The organism is Streptomyces sp. C36 (assembly GCF_040932295.1).
In the GTDB taxonomy this organism is placed as follows: domain Bacteria; phylum Actinomycetota; class Actinomycetes; order Streptomycetales; family Streptomycetaceae; genus Streptomyces; species Streptomyces triculaminicus.
The window spans coordinates 365,264-381,557 of sequence record NZ_JBFQGI010000007.1 but is presented as its reverse complement, the minus strand read 5'-3'; the positions used below and the strand labels follow the sequence as shown (position 1 = coordinate 381,557).

The window sequence follows — 16,294 nt, the reverse complement described above, 5'->3', positions numbered from 1 at the left end:
TATCAGGTCGGGCGCAGCATACGGTTGACGCGCGTAGCCCGGCAGGAGGGGTGAGGTAAAGGAAGGGTGACTTGTGCCGCATCCCCTGCCGCGGACAGGTCGTAGGCTCGCCTCATGAGTGACGTGGTGAACGACGTGAGCGGACAGCGGCGCATCGAGGTGCTGGAGGAGCTGGCGCCCGGACAGGCGGAGGACGTGCTGCGCCTGATCGGCGAGGCCGCCGCCGCGGACGGGCAGCCGGCCGTCTCGGAGCAGGGGCGCCTGCAGCTCAAGGGGCGGCGCGCGGGCGTGCTGCACGTCCTGCTGCGCGCCATGGACAAGGAGCTGGTGGGGTACGGCCAGCTGGAGGCGAACGACCCGGTGGAGGCGCCGGCCGGCGAGCTCGTGGTGCACCCCGACCACCGGGGGCACGGGCACGGGCGGGCGCTGGGCAACGCCCTGCTGACCGAGTCCGGCAAGCGGCTGCGGGTGTGGGCGCACGGCGGTCACCCGGCCGCCCGGCACCTGGCGCAGGTGCTCGGGCTGAGCCTGTTCCGTGAGCTGCGCCAGATGCGCAGGCCGTTGACGGACCTGGCGCTGCCCGAGCCGGCGCTGCCCGAGGGCGTGACCGTACGGGCGTTCCGGCCCGGCGAGGACGACGAGGCGTGGCTGGCGGTGAACGCGGCCGCGTTCGCGCACCACCCGGAGCAGGGGTCGCTCACGCAGCGGGACCTCGACGACCGCAAGGCGGAGGGCTGGTTCGACGCGGACGGCTTCTTCCTGGCCGAGAAGGGCGGGGAGATCGTCGGGTTCCACTGGACGAAGGTGCACGCGGACGAGGGCCTGGGCGAGGTCTACGTGCTGGGCGTGCGGCCCGGCGCCCAGGGCGGCGGCCTCGGCAAGGCGCTGACCACGATCGGGCTGCGGCATCTGGCGGACAAGGGACTGCCGACGGCGATGCTCTACGTCGACGCCGACAACTCCGCGGCCGTCAGCGTCTACGAGCGGCTGGGCTTCACGACGCACGAGACGGACCTGATGTACCGGACCGAGAGCTGAGCCTCCGCCCCGGGCCGAGAGCTGACTCCGCGCGCCGGGCCGAAGCGGCGCGCCCCGGGCCGAAGCGGCGCGCCCCGGGCCGAAGGGGCGCGCCGCGGACGCTGATTGACAGGCCCATCCCCCCTCCATCACCCTTTCACTAGTCAAGTAGTGAAAGGGTGATGTGCGTGGTCGAGTTCCGCATCGACCGGCGCAGTGGAGTCGCCACCTACCTCCAGATCGTGCACCAGGTCGAGCAGGCCCTGCGCCTGGGCCTGCTCGCCCCCGGCGACAAGCTGCCCACCGCCAAAGAGGTCGTCGCGGCCACCGCCATCAACCCCAACACCGTCCTGAAGGCCTACCGCGAGCTGGACCGCGCGGGTCTGGTCGAGGCGCGTCCCGGACTGGGAACGTTCGTACGGAAGTCGCTGGCACGCCCGGGCGCGGCCGCCGACTCCCCGCTGCGCGCCGAGCTGGCCGACTGGATGACACGCGCCCGCGCGGCCGGGCTCGACCGGGAGGACGTGGCCGCGCTGGCCGCCGCCGTCCTGGCCGAGACCTTCGGGGACCACGCGCCGGCGGACCACCATGCGACTGAGGGGACTGCATGAACGAACTGACCTTCCTCCCCGACCGGACCGCCCTGGAGGCGGTCGGGCTGCGGGCGAGGCACCGGCGGCGCGAGGCGCTGCGCGAATGCACGTTCCGGGTACCGGCCGGCCGGGTGTGCGCCCTGGTGGGCCCCAACGGCGCGGGCAAGTCCACCCTGCTCACCCTCGCGGCCGGGCTGCGCCGCTCCTCCGGAGGCCGACTGCGCGTCCTCGGCGGGGCCCCGGGCGACCCCGCCGTCCGCCCCCGCGTCGCCTACGTCGCCCAGGACAAGCCGCTCTACCCGCACTTCACGATCGCCGAGACCCTGCGCATGGGCGCCGCCCTGAACCCCGGCCGTTGGGACCAGGCCGTCGCCGAGCGGCTGGTGCGCCAGGGGGACCTCTCGCCCGACGCGCGCGTGGGCACCCTCTCCGGCGGCCAGCGCACGTGCGTGGCCCTGGCCCTCGCCTTCGGCAAGCGGCCCGAACTGCTCCTGCTGGACGAGCCGATGAGCGACCTCGACCCGCTCGTGCGGCACGGGATGATGGCCGCCCTGATGGCCGAGGCCGCCGAGCGCGCCACCACCGTCGTCATCGCCTCGCACATCCTCAGCGAGCTCGAGGGCGTCTGCGACTACCTGCTGCTGATAGCCGACGGGCGCGTCCGGCTCGCGGGCGAGGTCGAGGACCTCATCTCCGTGCACCGGCTCGTCATGGGCCGCTACGAGGACGTCGGCACACCACGGGAGTTCGCCGCGCACACGATCGTCGAGGCGCGCACGACGGGCCGTCAGCTCACCGCGCTCATACGCCCCGAGGGCCCCATCAGCGGCACGTGGGAGATCACCGAACCGTCCCTGGAGGAGCTGCTCCTCGGCCATCTGCGCGCGCCCGGGGCCCCCGCGCTCCTCGCGCCGAGCGCCGAGCCGCGCATGCCGGTCTCGAGGTGGGCGGCATGAGGGCGGCGGCCGAACCGGGCGCGTCCTCCCCGGGCGAGTCCCCGGGCGAGTCCCCGGGCGAGTCCTCCCCGGGCGTACGGACGGGCACCGGCGGCGACGGGGGCTCCGGGACGGCCGGGCTCGTCCGGCTGACGCTGCGTCGGCACCGCGCCACGGCGTGGACCGCCCTGGGCGTGCTGGTCGCACTCCTGGTGACGCTGGGGTTCCTGCGGGCGGCGATCACCGGCTACGTCCGCTCCCACGGCCTCGAGGCCGCCTGCGCCGAGGAGTCGGGCTGCGGCTTCTCGAACGACGCCGTCAACACCTTCCGCGCCGACTTCGGCGATCCGCTGCACTTCATCGGCCTGTTCGTCGAGTTGCTGCCGCTGCTGGTCGGGCTGTTCGTCGCCGGACCCATGATCGGGCGGGAGATGGAGAGCGGTACGTACCGGCTCGCCTGGACCCAGTCCGTCTCGCCGGGGCGCTGGCTCGCGGTCAGGATGGCGGTGCCGGCCGTGGCCGCGCTGGCCGGGCTCTCGCTGCTGTCCGCCGCCTACACCTGGACCTGGCGGGCCGTGCCCGCGCGGACGCTGCCGGAGGAGTGGTGGTCCCGGTCGTACGACATGCTCGGGGCCGTCCCCGTCGCCCACGCGCTGCTCGCGCTGACCGTGGGCGCGCTGGTGGGGCTGGCGCTCAAGCGCACCCTGGCGGCCATGGGCGGCACGCTCGTGACGTACCTCGTGCTGGCGGGGGGCCTGGAGTCGCTGCGGCCCCGGCTGACCGGCCCGGTCACCGAGCTCTCCCCGGAGATGCCGGGCCTGATCAAGGGGGATGCCTGGATCCTCGAGCGCGGCCTGATCGCCCGGTCGGGAGGCCGCGTTCCCGAGCCGGACTGCAAGGTGGGCGTGAGCCCCCAGCGGTGCGCCGAGCAGCACGACGCCACGGGGTGGTATCTCGACTACCACCCGTCCTCGCACCTGTGGACCCTGCAATGGACGGAGGCCGCGATCGCGCTGGCGCTCGCCGCGCTGGCGGCGGGAGCCGCGATGTGGCTGATCCGCCGGACGTACCCCTGAGGCGCCCGCACGCGCCCGTGAACGCGCGCTGGACGGGCCCCTGGCGCGCCGGACGGGCCTGAGGTGCTGGAGGCCTTTGAGGCGCTGGAGGGCCCCTGGCGCGCCGCACGGGCCTCCGGGGGCGCCGCAGCCCGCCCGGTCGCCGGAACGGGCCTCTGGGGGCCCGCGTCCGGCCCGTCCGCCCGTCCGACGATTCCTCCACGTCACGTGCGCGTTACCCGTGATTCAACCTCGGTTGCGAGCCTTGCCCAATGCAGCCCGCAACGTCTCGCGCGACCGAACGACGGCTTCGCGCCGCCCCCGCGTTCTCGCCCGACGCGCCGGTGCGGCCCGCGGCGCGGAACAATGAAGACATGGACCGGTCGTCCGGCGCACGTGCGCACGACAACACCGACTCGGTAGGGTTCATCGCGGCCCACCGGCCGAACGCGGCTGTCGTGGCGGGCGTGCCACAGCTGGGGGACGAGCTGGACGCGTACGAACTCAAGAGCGCGGCCCCGGGGGAGGACCGGCCAGCCGAGGCGCTGCCCGAGGGGCGCTTCCTGGACCGCGAGCGCAGCTGGCTGGCCTTCAACGAGCGGGTGCTGGAGCTGGCCGAGGACCCGGCGACCCCCCTCCTCGAGCGGGCCAACTTCCTGGCGATCTTCGCCAGCAACCTCGACGAGTTCTTCATGGTCCGCGTCGCCGGACTCAAGCGCCGCATCGCCACCGGCGTCGCCACCCGCTCCGCCTCCGGGCTGCAGCCGCGCGAGGTGCTGGAGCTGATCTGGACCCGCTCCCGCGAGCTCATGGCCCGGCACGCCGCCTGCTACCACCAGGACGTCGCCCCCGAGCTCGCCGAGGAGGGCATCCACCTGATTCGCTGGCCCGAGCTGACCGACAAGGAGCAGGGCCGGCTCTTCACGCTGTTCCGGCAGCAGATCTTCCCCGTGCTGACGCCGCTGGCCGTCGACCCGGCCCACCCCTTCCCGTACATCTCCGGGCTCTCGCTCAACCTCGCGGTCGTCGTGCGCAACCCGGTCAGCGGGCACGACCACTTCGCGCGCGTGAAGGTGCCGCCGGTGTTGCCGCGCTTCCTGGAGACCTCCCCGCAGCGGTTCGTCCCGCTGGAGGACGTCATCGCGGCGCATCTCGAGGAGCTCTTCCCCGGCATGGAGGTGCTCGCGCACCACATGTTCCGGGTGACGCGCAACGAGGACCTCGAGGTCGAGGAGGACGACGCCGAGAACCTCCTGCAGGCCCTGGAGAAGGAGCTCATGCGCCGCCGCTTCGGCCCGCCCGTGCGGCTGGAGGTCGAGGAGACCATCGACCCGTACGTCCTGGACCTGCTGGTGCGCGAGCTGAAGATCTCCGACGCCGAGGTCTACCCGCTGCCCGGGCCGCTCGACCTCACCGCGCTCTTCGCCATCGGCTCGCTGGACCGGCCCGAGCTCAAGTACCCCAAGTTCGTGGCCGGAACGCACCGTGACCTCGCCGAGGTCGAGTCCGCCTCCGCGCCGGACATCTTCGCGGCGCTGCGGGAGCGGGACGTGCTGCTGCACCATCCCTACGACTCCTTCTCCACCTCCGTGCAGGCCTTCCTCGAGCAGGCCGCGGCCGACCCGGACGTACTGGCGATCAAGCAGACGCTGTACCGCACCTCGGGCGACTCGCCGATCGTCGACGCGCTGATAGACGCCGCCGAATCCGGCAAGCAGGTCCTCGTCCTCGTCGAGATCAAGGCGCGCTTCGACGAGCAGGCCAACATCAAGTGGGCCCGCAAGCTCGAGGAGGCCGGCTGTCACGTGGTCTACGGACTGGTGGGCCTCAAGACGCACTGCAAGCTGTCGCTGGTGGTGCGGCAAGAGGGCGAGACGCTGCGCCGCTACTCCCACGTCGGCACGGGCAACTACCACCCCAAGACGGCCCGGCTCTACGAGGACTTCGGCCTGCTGACCGCCGACGCGCAGGTGGGCGCCGACCTCTCCGACCTGTTCAACCGGCTCTCCGGCTACTCGCGGCGCGAGACCTACCGGCGGCTGCTGGTCGCGCCCCGGTCGCTGCGCGACGGGCTGGTCTCCCGGATAGCCAAAGAGGTCGCGCACCACCGGGCCGGGCGGCCCGCCTACGTGCGCGTCAAGGTCAACTCGATGGTGGACGAGGCCGTGATCGACGCCCTGTACCGCGCGGCGCGGGCCGGGGTGCCGGTGGACATCTGGGTGCGCGGCATCTGCGCGCTGCGGCCGGGCGTGCCGGGGCTGTCGGAGAAGATCCGGGTGCGCAGCGTGCTGGGACGGTTCCTGGAGCACTCGCGCGTCTTCGCCTTCGGCAACGGCGGCGAGCCCGAAGTGTGGCTGGGCAGCGCGGACATGATGCACCGCAACCTCGACCGGCGCATCGAGGCGCTGGTGCGGGTCACCGACCCCGCGCACCGCTCCTCGCTCAGCAAGCTGCTGGAGCTCGGGGTGTCCGACAGCACCGCCTCCTGGCACCTGGGCCCGGACGGCAACTGGACGCGGCACGCCACGGACGCCGACGGGCAGCCGCTGCGGAACGTGCAGGAGATGCTCATTGACGCCCGGAGGCGCCGGCGTGGCTCAGCGACCTCATGACCCGCCGGTTCATGACGCGCCGGTTACGGTCGCCGTACCGGCCGCTGCCGCTGGGGGGCAGGAAATGATGATGACGAATCCGTCCGGTCCGGCCGGGCCGGTGGGGGTACCCGTGTCCGTGTCCGTGTCCGTGGCCGTGGGCACGGCGACCGCCGGGGACGTGCTCGCGGGATATCTGCACGGGCAGGCGACGGACTTCCTGCGCAGCCTGCGGCTGCACGCGGAGAGCGGCGCGGACGCGGAGGACGCCGGCGAGGCCGCCCGGCTGCTGCGCCGCTCCGCGCGCCGCGTCGCCGGGGTGCTGCAGGTCTACCGCCCGCTCACCGACACCGCGTGGACGGACCAGCTCCGCACCGAACTGGTGTGGCTGACCGGCGTGCTGGGTCACGAGCACGCTTACGCGGCGCGGCTCGCGCGGCTGCGGGGCGCGCTGCACCGGCTGTCGCGGGCGGAGGGGGAGCCGGAGGGCACCGGATCGCTGACGGTGGGGGCTGCCCGGGCCGGAGCCCTGCTCGACCGGCAGCTCAGCCTGGCCCGTACCCGCTCCCACTCGGCGGCCCTGCAGGCCCTGGGATCCTCCCGCTTCCACGCCCTGGCCGACGCGGTCGCCGTGCTGGCCTCCGAGGTGCCGCTGGACCCGGCGGCCCGGGACCTGCTCGCCCGGGAGGCGCTGCCCTGCCTGGTCGAGCAGACGCACCGGCGGCTGACCGACGCCGTGGAGACGCTGCCGTTGGGGGTGGCCGGCCGGCCGTACAACGCGGAGGCGCTCGCGCACGGCCTGGCGGCGACGCGGGCCGCCGACTCGCCGCCCGCCGAGTCCCGCCAGGACGCGCCCTGGCACCAGGCCCGACGGCTGGTACGGCTGCGCCGCTACGCCCAGGAGGTGCTCGACGAGCACGAGCAGGGCGAGGCGGAGCCCTCGCTGTCGGTACGGCTGCTGGGCGCGGGGCAGGCGCTGGACCGGCACCGCGACGCCGCCGAGGCGGCCGCGGCCGCGGCGTCCGCCGCCCGCACCCCGCGCATCGCCCCCGCCACCGCGTACGCCCTCGGCGTGCTGCACGCCGACCAGCGGCACGAGGTGGAGTCGGCGCGCTACGCCTTCGGGCGGATCTGGCAGCGGGTGACGCCGTGAACGGACGACGGCGCGAGCCGCCCGGGCCGGGCGGCGACGTGGTGCGCGCGGCGGGGTGCGTGCTGTGGCGGCGCGGCGAGCGGCACCCGGTCGAGGTGGCACTGGTGCACCGGCCGAAGTACGACGACTGGTCCTGGCCGAAAGGCAAGCTCAAGCGCGGCGAGGACCCCTTGCGGGGCGCGGTGCGGGAGGTGCTGGAGGAGACCGGCATGCGGTGCGTGCCGGGGGCGGCCCTGGAGACGTCGCGGTACATGGTGGACGGGCGGCCGAAGGAGGTCCACTACTGGCTGGCGGAGGCGGTGGGCGGGGCGTTCGCCCCGAACAAGGAGGTGGACGAGGTGGTGTGGCTGCCGCCGGCCGACGCGCGGCTGCGGCTCACCCACGACCGGGACCGGCCGCTGGTCGACGCGCTGCTGGCCGAGCTGGGCTGAGCCCTCGCCCGGCCCCGGCGCTCCCGCCTGGTCCCCGGCCTCAGCTTCTGGGCGCCAGCGCGTCCCAGCGGAGGGTCAGCTCCCCCTGGCGCCACCGGTGGGGGCCGTCCACGACGGGCCAGTCGGTCCGCAGCGTGGCGGCCGTCCGTATCCACCGCTGCCGCGCGCTGAGCGCCCCGTAGGGGGCCAGCGCCGCCCACGCCCGGTCGAAGTCGCGCAGGAAGGCGTGCACGGGCTCGCCGGGGACGTTGCGGTGGATGAGCGCCTTCGGCAGGCGTTCGGCCAGGTCGGAGGGGGTGCCGAGGGAGCCCAGGCGTGCCGCGAAGGTCAGGGTGCGGGGGCCCTCCGGGCCGAGCGCCACCCATACGTGGCGGCGGCCGATCTCGTCGCAGGTGCCCTCGACGACCAGGCCGCCCGGTGCCAGGCGCGCGCACAGCCGCGCCCAGACCTCCTCGACCTGGTCCTCGTCGTACTGCCGCAGGACGTTCGCGGCCCGGATCAGCAGCGGTCGCCGACCGGCCGGCAGCGGTACCTCGAAGCCGCCGTGCGCGAAGGACAGGCCGTCCCGCTCGTAGGGCTTGGCCGCCGCGACCCGGGCCGGGTCGATCTCGACACCCACGACCTCGGCGTCCGGCCGGACGGTCCGCAGCCGCCCGAGCAGCTCGACGGCCGTCCAGGGCGCGGCGCCGTACCCGAGGTCCACGGCGACCGGGTCGGCCGCCCGTCGCAGCACGCCCGCGTGGGCGGCGGCGATCCAGCGGTCCATGCGACGGAGCCGGTTGGGGTTGGTGGTCCCCCGGGTGGCGGAACCGATCGGGCGGGACCGGACGGACATCATGCGAACACCGTACCGGGCCTCCGGACGGCCCCTCGTCGCGCCGGACGGCCTCCGCCGGGAGGGCCGCCGGGAGGGCCGTAGGGGCGGCCGGTGCGCCGGGCTTCATCACGCTTTGGCAAAGTGGAAATGGCACCCGCCCTCGTCGTGTTGGCAGGGTGGAGAGCAGGCAGTACCCAGCACGCAGCACGGCCAGAGCACGTCCCCAGGGGCGGAAGAGCCCTCGACGGTGGACGGAGGATACGCACGGTGAGCCAGTACGCAACCCGGCTCGGCGCCCGCCGCGGCCGTACGCTCGGCCCCTTCCCCAAGCCCCAGCTGCTGCGTCTGGGCGGTCACCGCCGCCCTCGGCGGGTGGCGATGCTCAGCGTCCACACCTCGCCCCTGCACCAGCCCGGTACGGGCGACGCGGGCGGCATGAACGTGTACATCGTGGAGCTGGCGAAGCGGCTCGCCGCGATCGACATCGAGGTCGAGATCTTCACCCGCGCCACCACCGGCGCCCTCCCGCCCACCGTGGAGCTGGCCCCCGGCGTGCTCGTGCGGCACATCGACGCGGGCCCGTACGAGGGGCTGGCCAAGGAGGAGCTGCCCGCCCAGCTGTGCGCCTTCACGCACGGCGTGATGCGGGCCTGGGCCGGCCACCGGCCCGGTTACTACGACCTCGTGCACTCGCACTACTGGCTCTCGGGCCACGTCGGCTGGCTCGCCGCCGAGCGCTGGGGCGTGCCGCTCGTCCACGCCATGCACACCATGGCCAAGGTCAAGAACGCCGCCCTCGCCGAGGGCGACACCCCCGAGCCCACCGCCCGGGTGATCGGCGAGACCCAGATCGTCCGCGCCTCCGACCGGCTCATCGCCAACACCGACGGCGAGGCCGCCGAGCTCGTCCACCACTACCAGGCCGACCCCGCCCGGGTCGCCGTGGTGCACCCCGGCGTGAACCTCGACCGCTTCCGTCCCGCCGACGGCCGCGCCGCCGCCCGCGAGCGGCTCGGGCTGCCGGCCGACGCCCTGATCCCCCTGTTCGCCGGCCGCATCCAGCCCCTCAAGGCCCCCGACGTGCTGCTGCGCGCGACGGCCGAGCTGCTGGACCGGCGGCCCGAGCTGCGCGCGCGGATGGTGGTGCCCGTCGTCGGCGGCCCCAGCGGCAGCGGCCTCGCCAGGCCCGAGGGCCTGCAGAAGCTGGCCGCCCGGCTCGGCATCGCCGACGTCGTCCGCTTCCGCCCGCCGGTCGGCCAGGAGCGGCTCGCCGACTGGTACCGGGCCGCGTCCGTGCTGGTGATGCCCTCCCACAGCGAGTCCTTCGGGCTGGTGGCGGCCGAGGCGCAGGCCTGCGGCACGCCGGTCGTCGCGGCGGCCGTCGGCGGCCTGCCCGTGGCCGTGCGGGACGGGGTGAGCGGCTTCCTCGTCGAGGGGCACGACCCCGCCGACTACGCGACCGCCCTCGGCCGCTTCGCCGACGAGCCCGGTCTCGTGGACCGGATGGGCGACGCGGCCGCCCGGCACGCGCGCTCCTTCGGCTGGGACACGGCGGCCGCCGGGACGGCCGAGGTGTACACCGCGGCGATGGCCGAGCGGCGGCGTCGCCTACGCTCGGCTCATGTCTGACGCGAAGACCACCATCGAGCACGCGCTGGAGGAGGCGGGGCTCGAGTGGGAGAGCCCGGCCGGTGCCGACGGCACGTACGTCGTGAAGCTCCCCGGCACGCGCAAGCTCTCGACGACCGTCTCCCTGGTCGTCGGCAAGCACTCGTTGTCCGTCAACGCCTTCGTCGTGCGCCGGCCCGACGAGAACCACGAGGCGGTGCACCGCTGGCTGCTGGAGCGCAACACCAGGCTCTACGGCCTGGCCTACGCCGTCGACCGGCTCGGTGACATCTACCTGGTGGGCCGTCTGCCGCTGGCCGCGGTGACCGCGCCGGAGATCGACCGGATCCTGGGCCAGGTGCTCGAGCACGCGGACGGCAGCTTCAACACCCTGCTGGAGATGGGCTTCGCGAGCGCGATCCGCAAGGAGTACGCGTGGCGTACGGCGCGCGGCGAGTCGACGCGCAACCTGGACGCCTTCGCGCGCCTGACGCGCGAGGAGGGCGACGGGGCGTAGGCCCGTCGCCCTCCTCGTACGGCGTGGCGGCTCAGACCGCCGCCGGCTCCGCCTCCCCCGCGGCGGCCGGGCTCTCGGTGGTGTCGCCCGCAGCGGCGTCGGCCGGCGGAAGGTCGCGCATCAGCAGCCAGTACCCGGCGGCGGCGACGGTGCCGACGGCGGCGCACGTCGCCCACAGGGTGTCCGCCCCGTACTGATCGATCAGCCAGCCGCCCACCAGCGGGGCGACGAGCGCGGCCGCCGGCCACGACAGCGAGAACATGCCCTGGTAGCGCCCGCGGCCCTGGGCCGGGGAGAGCCGCACGACGAGGCCCATCTGGGTGGGGGAGTTGATGATCTCGGCCAGCGTCCAGACGACGATGGTCAGCGCGTAGACGCCGACCGATCCGGCGAAGGCGGTGAGCCCGAAGCCGTACCCCGCGAGCAGCGCGGAGAGCATCAGCAGCGTGCGCGGGTCGCGGTGTTCGATGAAGCGGGTCACGGGGATCTGCAGGGCCACGATCAGCACGCCGTTGACCGCGATGACGGTGCCGTAGTCGCCGGGGGAGAAGCCGTCGGCGCCCATGGCCATCGGCAGGGCGACCGAGTGCTGCATGAAGATGAAGGCCATCAGGAACGACAGGAACACCACGCCCATGTAGCGCCGGTCGCGCAGCACCGTCATCAGGCTGACGGGCTCCTCGTCCGCCGCGGCGTCGTCCTTGCCGGCCGTCGGCTCCGGCCGGGACTCGGGCAGCTTCCAGAAGACCAGGAGGGCGCAGGCGAAGGTCAGCGTGGCCTCGCCGAGGAAGCCGATCAGGTAGCTGTGCTCGGCGACGAGGCCGGCGACGAGCGAGGAGATGGAGAAGCCGATGTTGATGGCCCAGTAGTTCAGGGCGAAGGCCCGTACCCGATCCTTGGGGGCGACGATGTCGGCCATCATCGCCTGCACGGGCGGGCGCGAGGAGGTGCTGGCCATGCCCACCAGGAAGGCGACGGCCGCGATGGCCACCGGGTGTTCCATGAAGCCCAGCAGCGCCACGGTGACGGCCATGGAGAGCTGGGAGATCATCAGCGTGGGCCGCCGCCCCAGCCGGTCGGTCATCACGCCGGCGACGAGGGAGGAGATCACCCCGCCCAGGCCGTGGAGGGCCGCGACGAGGCCGGCGTAGACGGGCGAGTAGCCGCGTTCGAGGGTGAGGTAGAGGGCCAGGAAGGTGGCGACGAACGCGCCCATCCGGTTGATCAGCGTGGAGGTCCACAGCCACCAGAACTCGCGGGGCAGCCCCGCGACGCTCCTTCTCACGGCCTGTCTGACGCTTGCTACGGACATTCCGCGGCCCCCCGGGTGTAAGTGGCTCTCTAACTCTCCGCAACTTACTCACGTGGGCGTGTGCACGCCAATGAATTGACGAATGCCGTCAACCGTCCCGGGCGCGGGCGTCTCGGCGCGTCGATTACGCTCAAGGGCATGGCCGACGCACCGTACAAGCTGATCCTCCTCCGCCACGGCGAGAGCGAGTGGAACGCAAAGAACCTGTTCACCGGCTGGGTGGACGTCAACCTCAACGAGAAGGGCGAGAAGGAGGCAGTCCGGGGCGGTGAGCTGCTCAAGGACGCCGGCCTGCTCCCGGACGTGGTCCACACGTCCCTCCAGAAGCGCGCCATCCGCACCGCGCAGCTCGCCCTGGAGTCCGCCGACCGCCACTGGATTCCGGTCCACCGCTCCTGGCGCCTGAACGAGCGCCACTACGGCGCCCTGCAGGGCAAGGACAAGGCCCAGACCCTGGCCGAGTTCGGCGAGGAGCAGTTCATGCTCTGGCGCCGCTCCTACGACACCCCGCCGCCGGCGCTCGAGGACGGCACCGAGTTCTCGCAGAGCGACGACCCGCGCTACGCCTCCATCCCCAGCGAGCTGCGCCCGCGCACCGAGTGCCTCAAGGACGTCGTCGTCCGCATGCTGCCGTACTGGTACGACGGCATCGTCCCGGACCTGCTCGCCGGCCGCACGGTCCTCGTCGCCGCGCACGGCAACAGCCTGCGCGCCCTGGTCAAGCACCTCGACGGCGTCTCCGACGCCGACATCGCGGGCCTGAACATCCCCACCGGCATCCCGCTCGCCTACGAGCTCGACGCCGACTTCCGCCCGGTCGTCCCCGGCGGCACCTACCTCGACCCGGAGGCCGCCAAGGCCGCCATCGAGGCCGTGAAGAACCAGGGCAAGAAGAAGTAGTCCCCGCGGGCGGCGTGCGTGCCGCCGCGTGGACGGACAGGGCCCCCGGCCGGTGCGCTACCGGTCGGGGGCCCTGCCCGTGAGTGACATGCGTCAAGCGTCAGTGGCAGCTGCCGCCGCACTGGCAGGAGCCGCCGCTCTGGCAGCCGCACGAGCACCCGGGACCACACTGACAGCCGCTCATTCGGTTACCTCCTAGAAGGGTGTCTGCCTGACCACCAGTCAAGGACCGCTCGCTCCGACCGTCAATGCCCCTCGCGTACGCATGTACGGGCGCGCCGGGGGCGCGTTGGAGCATTCGTCCCGGGCGACGGGGGCGCGCGCCGCTACGCGGGCTCCGTCTGGCCCGCCCCCGGGCGGCCGCCGTCCTGGATGAGCTCGTCCGCGTGCTCGCCGGTGACCAGGTAGACCACGCGCTTGGCGACCGAGACCGCGTGGTCGGCGAAGCGCTCGTAGTAGCGGCCCAGCAGCGTCACGTCGACGGCCGTCTCGATGCCGTGCTGCCAGCGGTCGTCCATCAGGTGCTGGAACAGCGCCCGGTGCAGCAGGTCCATCGCGTCGTCGTCGTGCTCCAGCTGCAGCGCCAGGTCGACATCCTTGGTGATGATCACCTCGGCGGCCTTGGCCATCAGCCGCTGCGCCAGCTGTCCCATCTCCAGGATCGTGGCGTGCAGGTCGCGCGGGACCGCCGTCTCGGGGAAGCGCAGCCGGGCCAGCTTGGCCACGTGCTGGGCGAGGTCGCCCGAGCGCTCCAGGTCCGCGCTCATGCGCAGCGACGTCACGACGATCCGCAGGTCGGTGGCGACCGGCTGCTGGCGGGCCAGCAGCGCGATCGCCCGCGCCTCGAGGTCCCGCTGCAGGTCGTCGACCTTGGTGTCCGCGGCGATCACCGATTCCGCCAGCTTGAGGTCCGCGTCCAGGATCGCCGTGGTGGCGCGCCCGATCGCGGAGCCGACGAGCCGGGCCATCTCGACCAGGCCTTCGCCGATCGAATCGAGCTCCTCGTGGTACGCGTCCCGCATTGGTCGACCTTCTCTCGCTTCGAGTACTACCGGTACTGCCGTGGAGAGGGCTGCGTCCGTGGTTCGTCCGGCAGCCTTCCCCGTAGTCTCCACGTTCCGGCCGGAACCCGACGGCCGAAGACCGCAGGAGTGAACCGGCGCCGACCTCAAGGTGAACTCTCGGCAACGTATGTTCGAGGCGGTACCCATTTGGCTGTGGCCGGGACCGTTCACCCGCATAACCTGGAGACATGAACCTGGACGCGGCCCTCGCCGCAGCGGCCGCGATCGCCGGAGTGTGCACCGGCGTCATCGCCATGCTGGCGTTCCGCTGGAGCGAGCGTGACCAGGCCCGCCCCACCCGTAGCTCCCTGCACACCGACGCCGTCCTGCCGCCCGGCGTGGACACCGTCCTGTCCGTCCTGCGCTCCTCGGCCGTCGTCCTCGACGAGGCCGACGCCGTGGTCAAGGCCAGCTCGGCCGCGTACGCCCTGGGCCTGGTGCGCGGCGGCAAGCTCGCCGTCGAGCCGATGCTGCAGATGGCCCGCGACACCCGCCGGGACGGCGAGATACGCCAGGTCGAGCTCGACCTGCCGCGGCGCGGCACGGGCCGCGGCGACGCGCTCGCCGTCTCCGCCAGAGTCGCCCCGCTGGGCTCGCGGCTGGTCCTGCTGCTGGTGGAGGACCTCACCGAGGCCCGCCGCATCGAGGCCGTCCGCCGCGACTTCGTCGCCAACGTCAGCCACGAGCTCAAGACGCCGGTCGGCGCCCTGTCCCTGCTCTCCGAGGCCGTCATGGACGCCTCGGACGACCCCGAGGCGGTCACCCGCTTCGCCGGCCGCATGCAGGTCGAGGCCACCCGGCTGACCAACCTCGTCCAGGAGCTCATCGACCTCTCCCGGGTGCAGAACGACGACCCGCTGGAGGACGCCGAGCCCATCCGCGTCGACGAACTCGTCGCCGAGGCCATCGACCGCTGCCGGCACCAGGCCGGCACCAAGCAGATCACCATGGCCGCCGGAGGCACCGCCGACCTGCGCGTCTGGGGCAACCGCGGCCAGCTCGCCGCCGCCCTGGGCAACCTCGTGGAGAACGCCGTCAACTACAGCTCCGCCCGGACGCGCGTGGGCATCGCGGCCCGCCGCGTCGCCGCGCCCGGCGGCGACCTCATCGAGCTCGCCGTCACCGACCAGGGCATCGGCATCTCCGAGAAGGACCGCGAACGCGTCTTCGAACGCTTCTACCGCGTCGACCCCGCCCGCTCGCGCGCCACCGGCGGTACGGGCCTGGGCCTGTCGATCGTCAAGCACGTGGTCGCCTCGCACGGCGGCGAGGTCAGCGTCTGGAGCGCCGAGGGCCAGGGCTCCACCTTCACGCTGCGCCTGCCGGAGGCGGGCGCGGGCCGCGACCGCGACCGTGAACGCGACCGCGCGCGGAACGCCCGCGACCGCCACCACCCGCTGATCGGCCCGGACGACCGCGAGCCGGACGACCGCGAGGACGACGAGACCCACTCCGACGAGACCTACCCCGACGAATCCCTCCCCGCCCGTCCCACCCGGCAGGTCCTTCCGTGACCGGCGCCGGCCCGGCCGGGACCGCGGCCCCTCGCTCAACCGTGCCGCGTCACCCGCTGTGCAACCCTGAGACCCGACCGGAGGTCGACCCGTGACCCGAGTGCTCGTCGTCGAGGACGAGGAATCCTTCAGCGACGCGTTGTCCTACATGCTCCGCAAGGAAGGCTTCGAGGTCGCCATCGCGGCCACCGGGCCCGACGGGCTGGACGAGTTCGAGCGCAACGGCGCCGACCTGGTCCTGCTCGACCTGATGCTGCCGGGCCTGCCCGGCACCGAGGTCTGCCGGCAGCTGCGCGGCCGCTCCAACGTGCCCGTGATCATGGTGACCGCCAAGGACAGCGAGATCGACAAGGTCGTCGGCCTGGAGATAGGAGCCGACGACTACGTCACCAAGCCCTTCTCCTCCCGCGAGCTGGTCGCCCGCATCCGCGCCGTGCTGCGCCGCCGCGGCGAGCCGGAGGAGGTCACCCCCGCCGCGCTGGAGGCCGGCCCGGTCCGCATGGACGTTGACCGGCACGTGGTCACCGTCTCCGGGGCCAAGGTGGACCTGCCGCTGAAGGAGTTCGACCTCCTGGAGATGCTGCTGCGCAACGCGGGCCGCGTACTGACCCGCATGCAGCTGATCGACCGCGTCTGGGGCGCCGACTACGTGGGCGACACCAAGACCCTGGACGTCCACGTCAAGCGCCTGCGCGCCAAGATCGAGCCGGACCCGGGCGCGCCGCGCTACCTGGTCACCGTGCGCGGCCTGGGCTACAAGTTCGAGCCGTAGGCCGACAAGCCGCGA

The 16,294-nt window shown here is 73.4% G+C and carries 15 protein-coding genes; 12 read left to right on the top strand and 3 right to left on the bottom strand.

The window, feature by feature from the left end:
• The first annotated feature begins 114 nt into the window (after nucleotides 1-114).
• The 7 genes from mshD to AB4K12_RS23040 all read left to right on the top strand — a co-directional run bounded on the left by mshD (nucleotide 115) and on the right by AB4K12_RS23040 (nucleotide 7,775).
• Nucleotides 115-1,038 (top strand): mycothiol synthase, encoded by a 924-nt coding sequence (mshD, locus tag AB4K12_RS23070; RefSeq protein WP_368436006.1) that lies wholly within the window; start codon nucleotides 115-117, stop codon nucleotides 1,036-1,038.
• A 161-nt stretch (nucleotides 1,039-1,199) separates the two neighbouring features.
• Nucleotides 1,200-1,628 (top strand): GntR family transcriptional regulator, encoded by a 429-nt coding sequence (locus tag AB4K12_RS23065; RefSeq protein WP_368436005.1) that lies wholly within the window; start codon nucleotides 1,200-1,202, stop codon nucleotides 1,626-1,628.
• Entirely contained in the window at nucleotides 1,625-2,566 is a 942-nt protein-coding gene (locus tag AB4K12_RS23060; protein WP_368436004.1) for an ABC transporter ATP-binding protein, read from the top strand. The genes AB4K12_RS23065 and AB4K12_RS23060 overlap by 4 nt, the downstream gene beginning before the upstream one ends.
• Nucleotides 2,563-3,621 (top strand): hypothetical protein, encoded by a 1,059-nt coding sequence (locus AB4K12_RS23055; protein ID WP_368436003.1) that lies wholly within the window; start codon nucleotides 2,563-2,565, stop codon nucleotides 3,619-3,621. Before AB4K12_RS23060 ends, AB4K12_RS23055 begins: the two co-directional genes overlap by 4 nt.
• Before the next feature lie 353 nt (nucleotides 3,622-3,974).
• A complete protein-coding gene (locus AB4K12_RS23050) occupies nucleotides 3,975-6,212 on the top strand; it encodes an RNA degradosome polyphosphate kinase (RefSeq protein ID WP_368436002.1) in 2,238 nt (745 codons plus the stop codon).
• Nucleotides 6,172-7,344, top strand: a complete 1,173-nt coding sequence (locus AB4K12_RS23045) for a CHAD domain-containing protein (RefSeq protein WP_368436001.1) — start codon at nucleotides 6,172-6,174, stop codon at nucleotides 7,342-7,344. Before AB4K12_RS23050 ends, AB4K12_RS23045 begins: the two co-directional genes overlap by 41 nt.
• Nucleotides 7,341-7,775 (top strand): NUDIX hydrolase, encoded by a 435-nt coding sequence (locus AB4K12_RS23040; RefSeq protein WP_368436000.1) that lies wholly within the window; start codon nucleotides 7,341-7,343, stop codon nucleotides 7,773-7,775. Before AB4K12_RS23045 ends, AB4K12_RS23040 begins: the two co-directional genes overlap by 4 nt.
• A 40-nt stretch (nucleotides 7,776-7,815) precedes the next feature.
• On the opposite strand, the gene AB4K12_RS23035 is transcribed toward AB4K12_RS23040, so the two are convergent.
• Nucleotides 7,816-8,613, bottom strand: a complete 798-nt coding sequence (locus tag AB4K12_RS23035; RefSeq protein WP_368435999.1) for a class I SAM-dependent methyltransferase — start codon at nucleotides 8,611-8,613, stop codon at nucleotides 7,816-7,818.
• A 246-nt stretch (nucleotides 8,614-8,859) separates the two neighbouring features.
• Here AB4K12_RS23035 and mshA point away from each other — a divergent pair, with 246 nt between their 5' ends.
• Both mshA and AB4K12_RS23025 read left to right on the top strand, forming a co-directional pair.
• Nucleotides 8,860-10,221, top strand: a complete 1,362-nt coding sequence (gene mshA / locus AB4K12_RS23030) for a D-inositol-3-phosphate glycosyltransferase (RefSeq protein WP_368435998.1) — start codon at nucleotides 8,860-8,862, stop codon at nucleotides 10,219-10,221.
• Nucleotides 10,214-10,717: a YbjN domain-containing protein gene (locus AB4K12_RS23025; protein WP_368435997.1), complete on the top strand. Its 504-nt coding sequence runs from the start codon at nucleotides 10,214-10,216 to the stop codon at nucleotides 10,715-10,717. Before mshA ends, AB4K12_RS23025 begins: the two co-directional genes overlap by 8 nt.
• Before the next feature lie 31 nt (nucleotides 10,718-10,748).
• Here the strand turns inward: AB4K12_RS23025 and AB4K12_RS23020 are convergent, their stop codons facing one another.
• Entirely contained in the window at nucleotides 10,749-12,029 is a 1,281-nt protein-coding gene (locus tag AB4K12_RS23020; protein WP_368435996.1) for an MDR family MFS transporter, read from the bottom strand.
• A gap of 138 nt (nucleotides 12,030-12,167) precedes the next feature.
• Between AB4K12_RS23020 and AB4K12_RS23015 the strand changes: the two genes are divergently transcribed.
• Complete coding sequence (locus AB4K12_RS23015) at nucleotides 12,168-12,929, top strand: phosphoglyceromutase (RefSeq protein ID WP_086571261.1); 762 nt, start codon at nucleotides 12,168-12,170, stop codon at nucleotides 12,927-12,929.
• A 326-nt stretch (nucleotides 12,930-13,255) separates the two neighbouring features.
• Here the strand turns inward: AB4K12_RS23015 and phoU are convergent, their stop codons facing one another.
• The gene (gene phoU / locus AB4K12_RS23010; protein WP_368435995.1) at nucleotides 13,256-13,951 is read right to left on the bottom strand and encodes a phosphate signaling complex protein PhoU; all 696 of its coding nucleotides are present in this window, start codon (nucleotides 13,949-13,951) and stop codon (nucleotides 13,256-13,258) included.
• Between the two features lie 230 nt (nucleotides 13,952-14,181).
• Between phoU and AB4K12_RS23005 the strand changes: the two genes are divergently transcribed.
• Nucleotides 14,182-15,507 (top strand): sensor histidine kinase, encoded by a 1,326-nt coding sequence (locus tag AB4K12_RS23005; RefSeq protein WP_368435994.1) that lies wholly within the window; start codon nucleotides 14,182-14,184, stop codon nucleotides 15,505-15,507.
• A gap of 91 nt (nucleotides 15,508-15,598) precedes the next feature.
• Complete coding sequence (locus tag AB4K12_RS23000; protein ID WP_086575133.1) at nucleotides 15,599-16,279, top strand: response regulator transcription factor; 681 nt, start codon at nucleotides 15,599-15,601, stop codon at nucleotides 16,277-16,279.
• Nucleotides 16,280-16,294 lie beyond the last annotated feature (15 nt).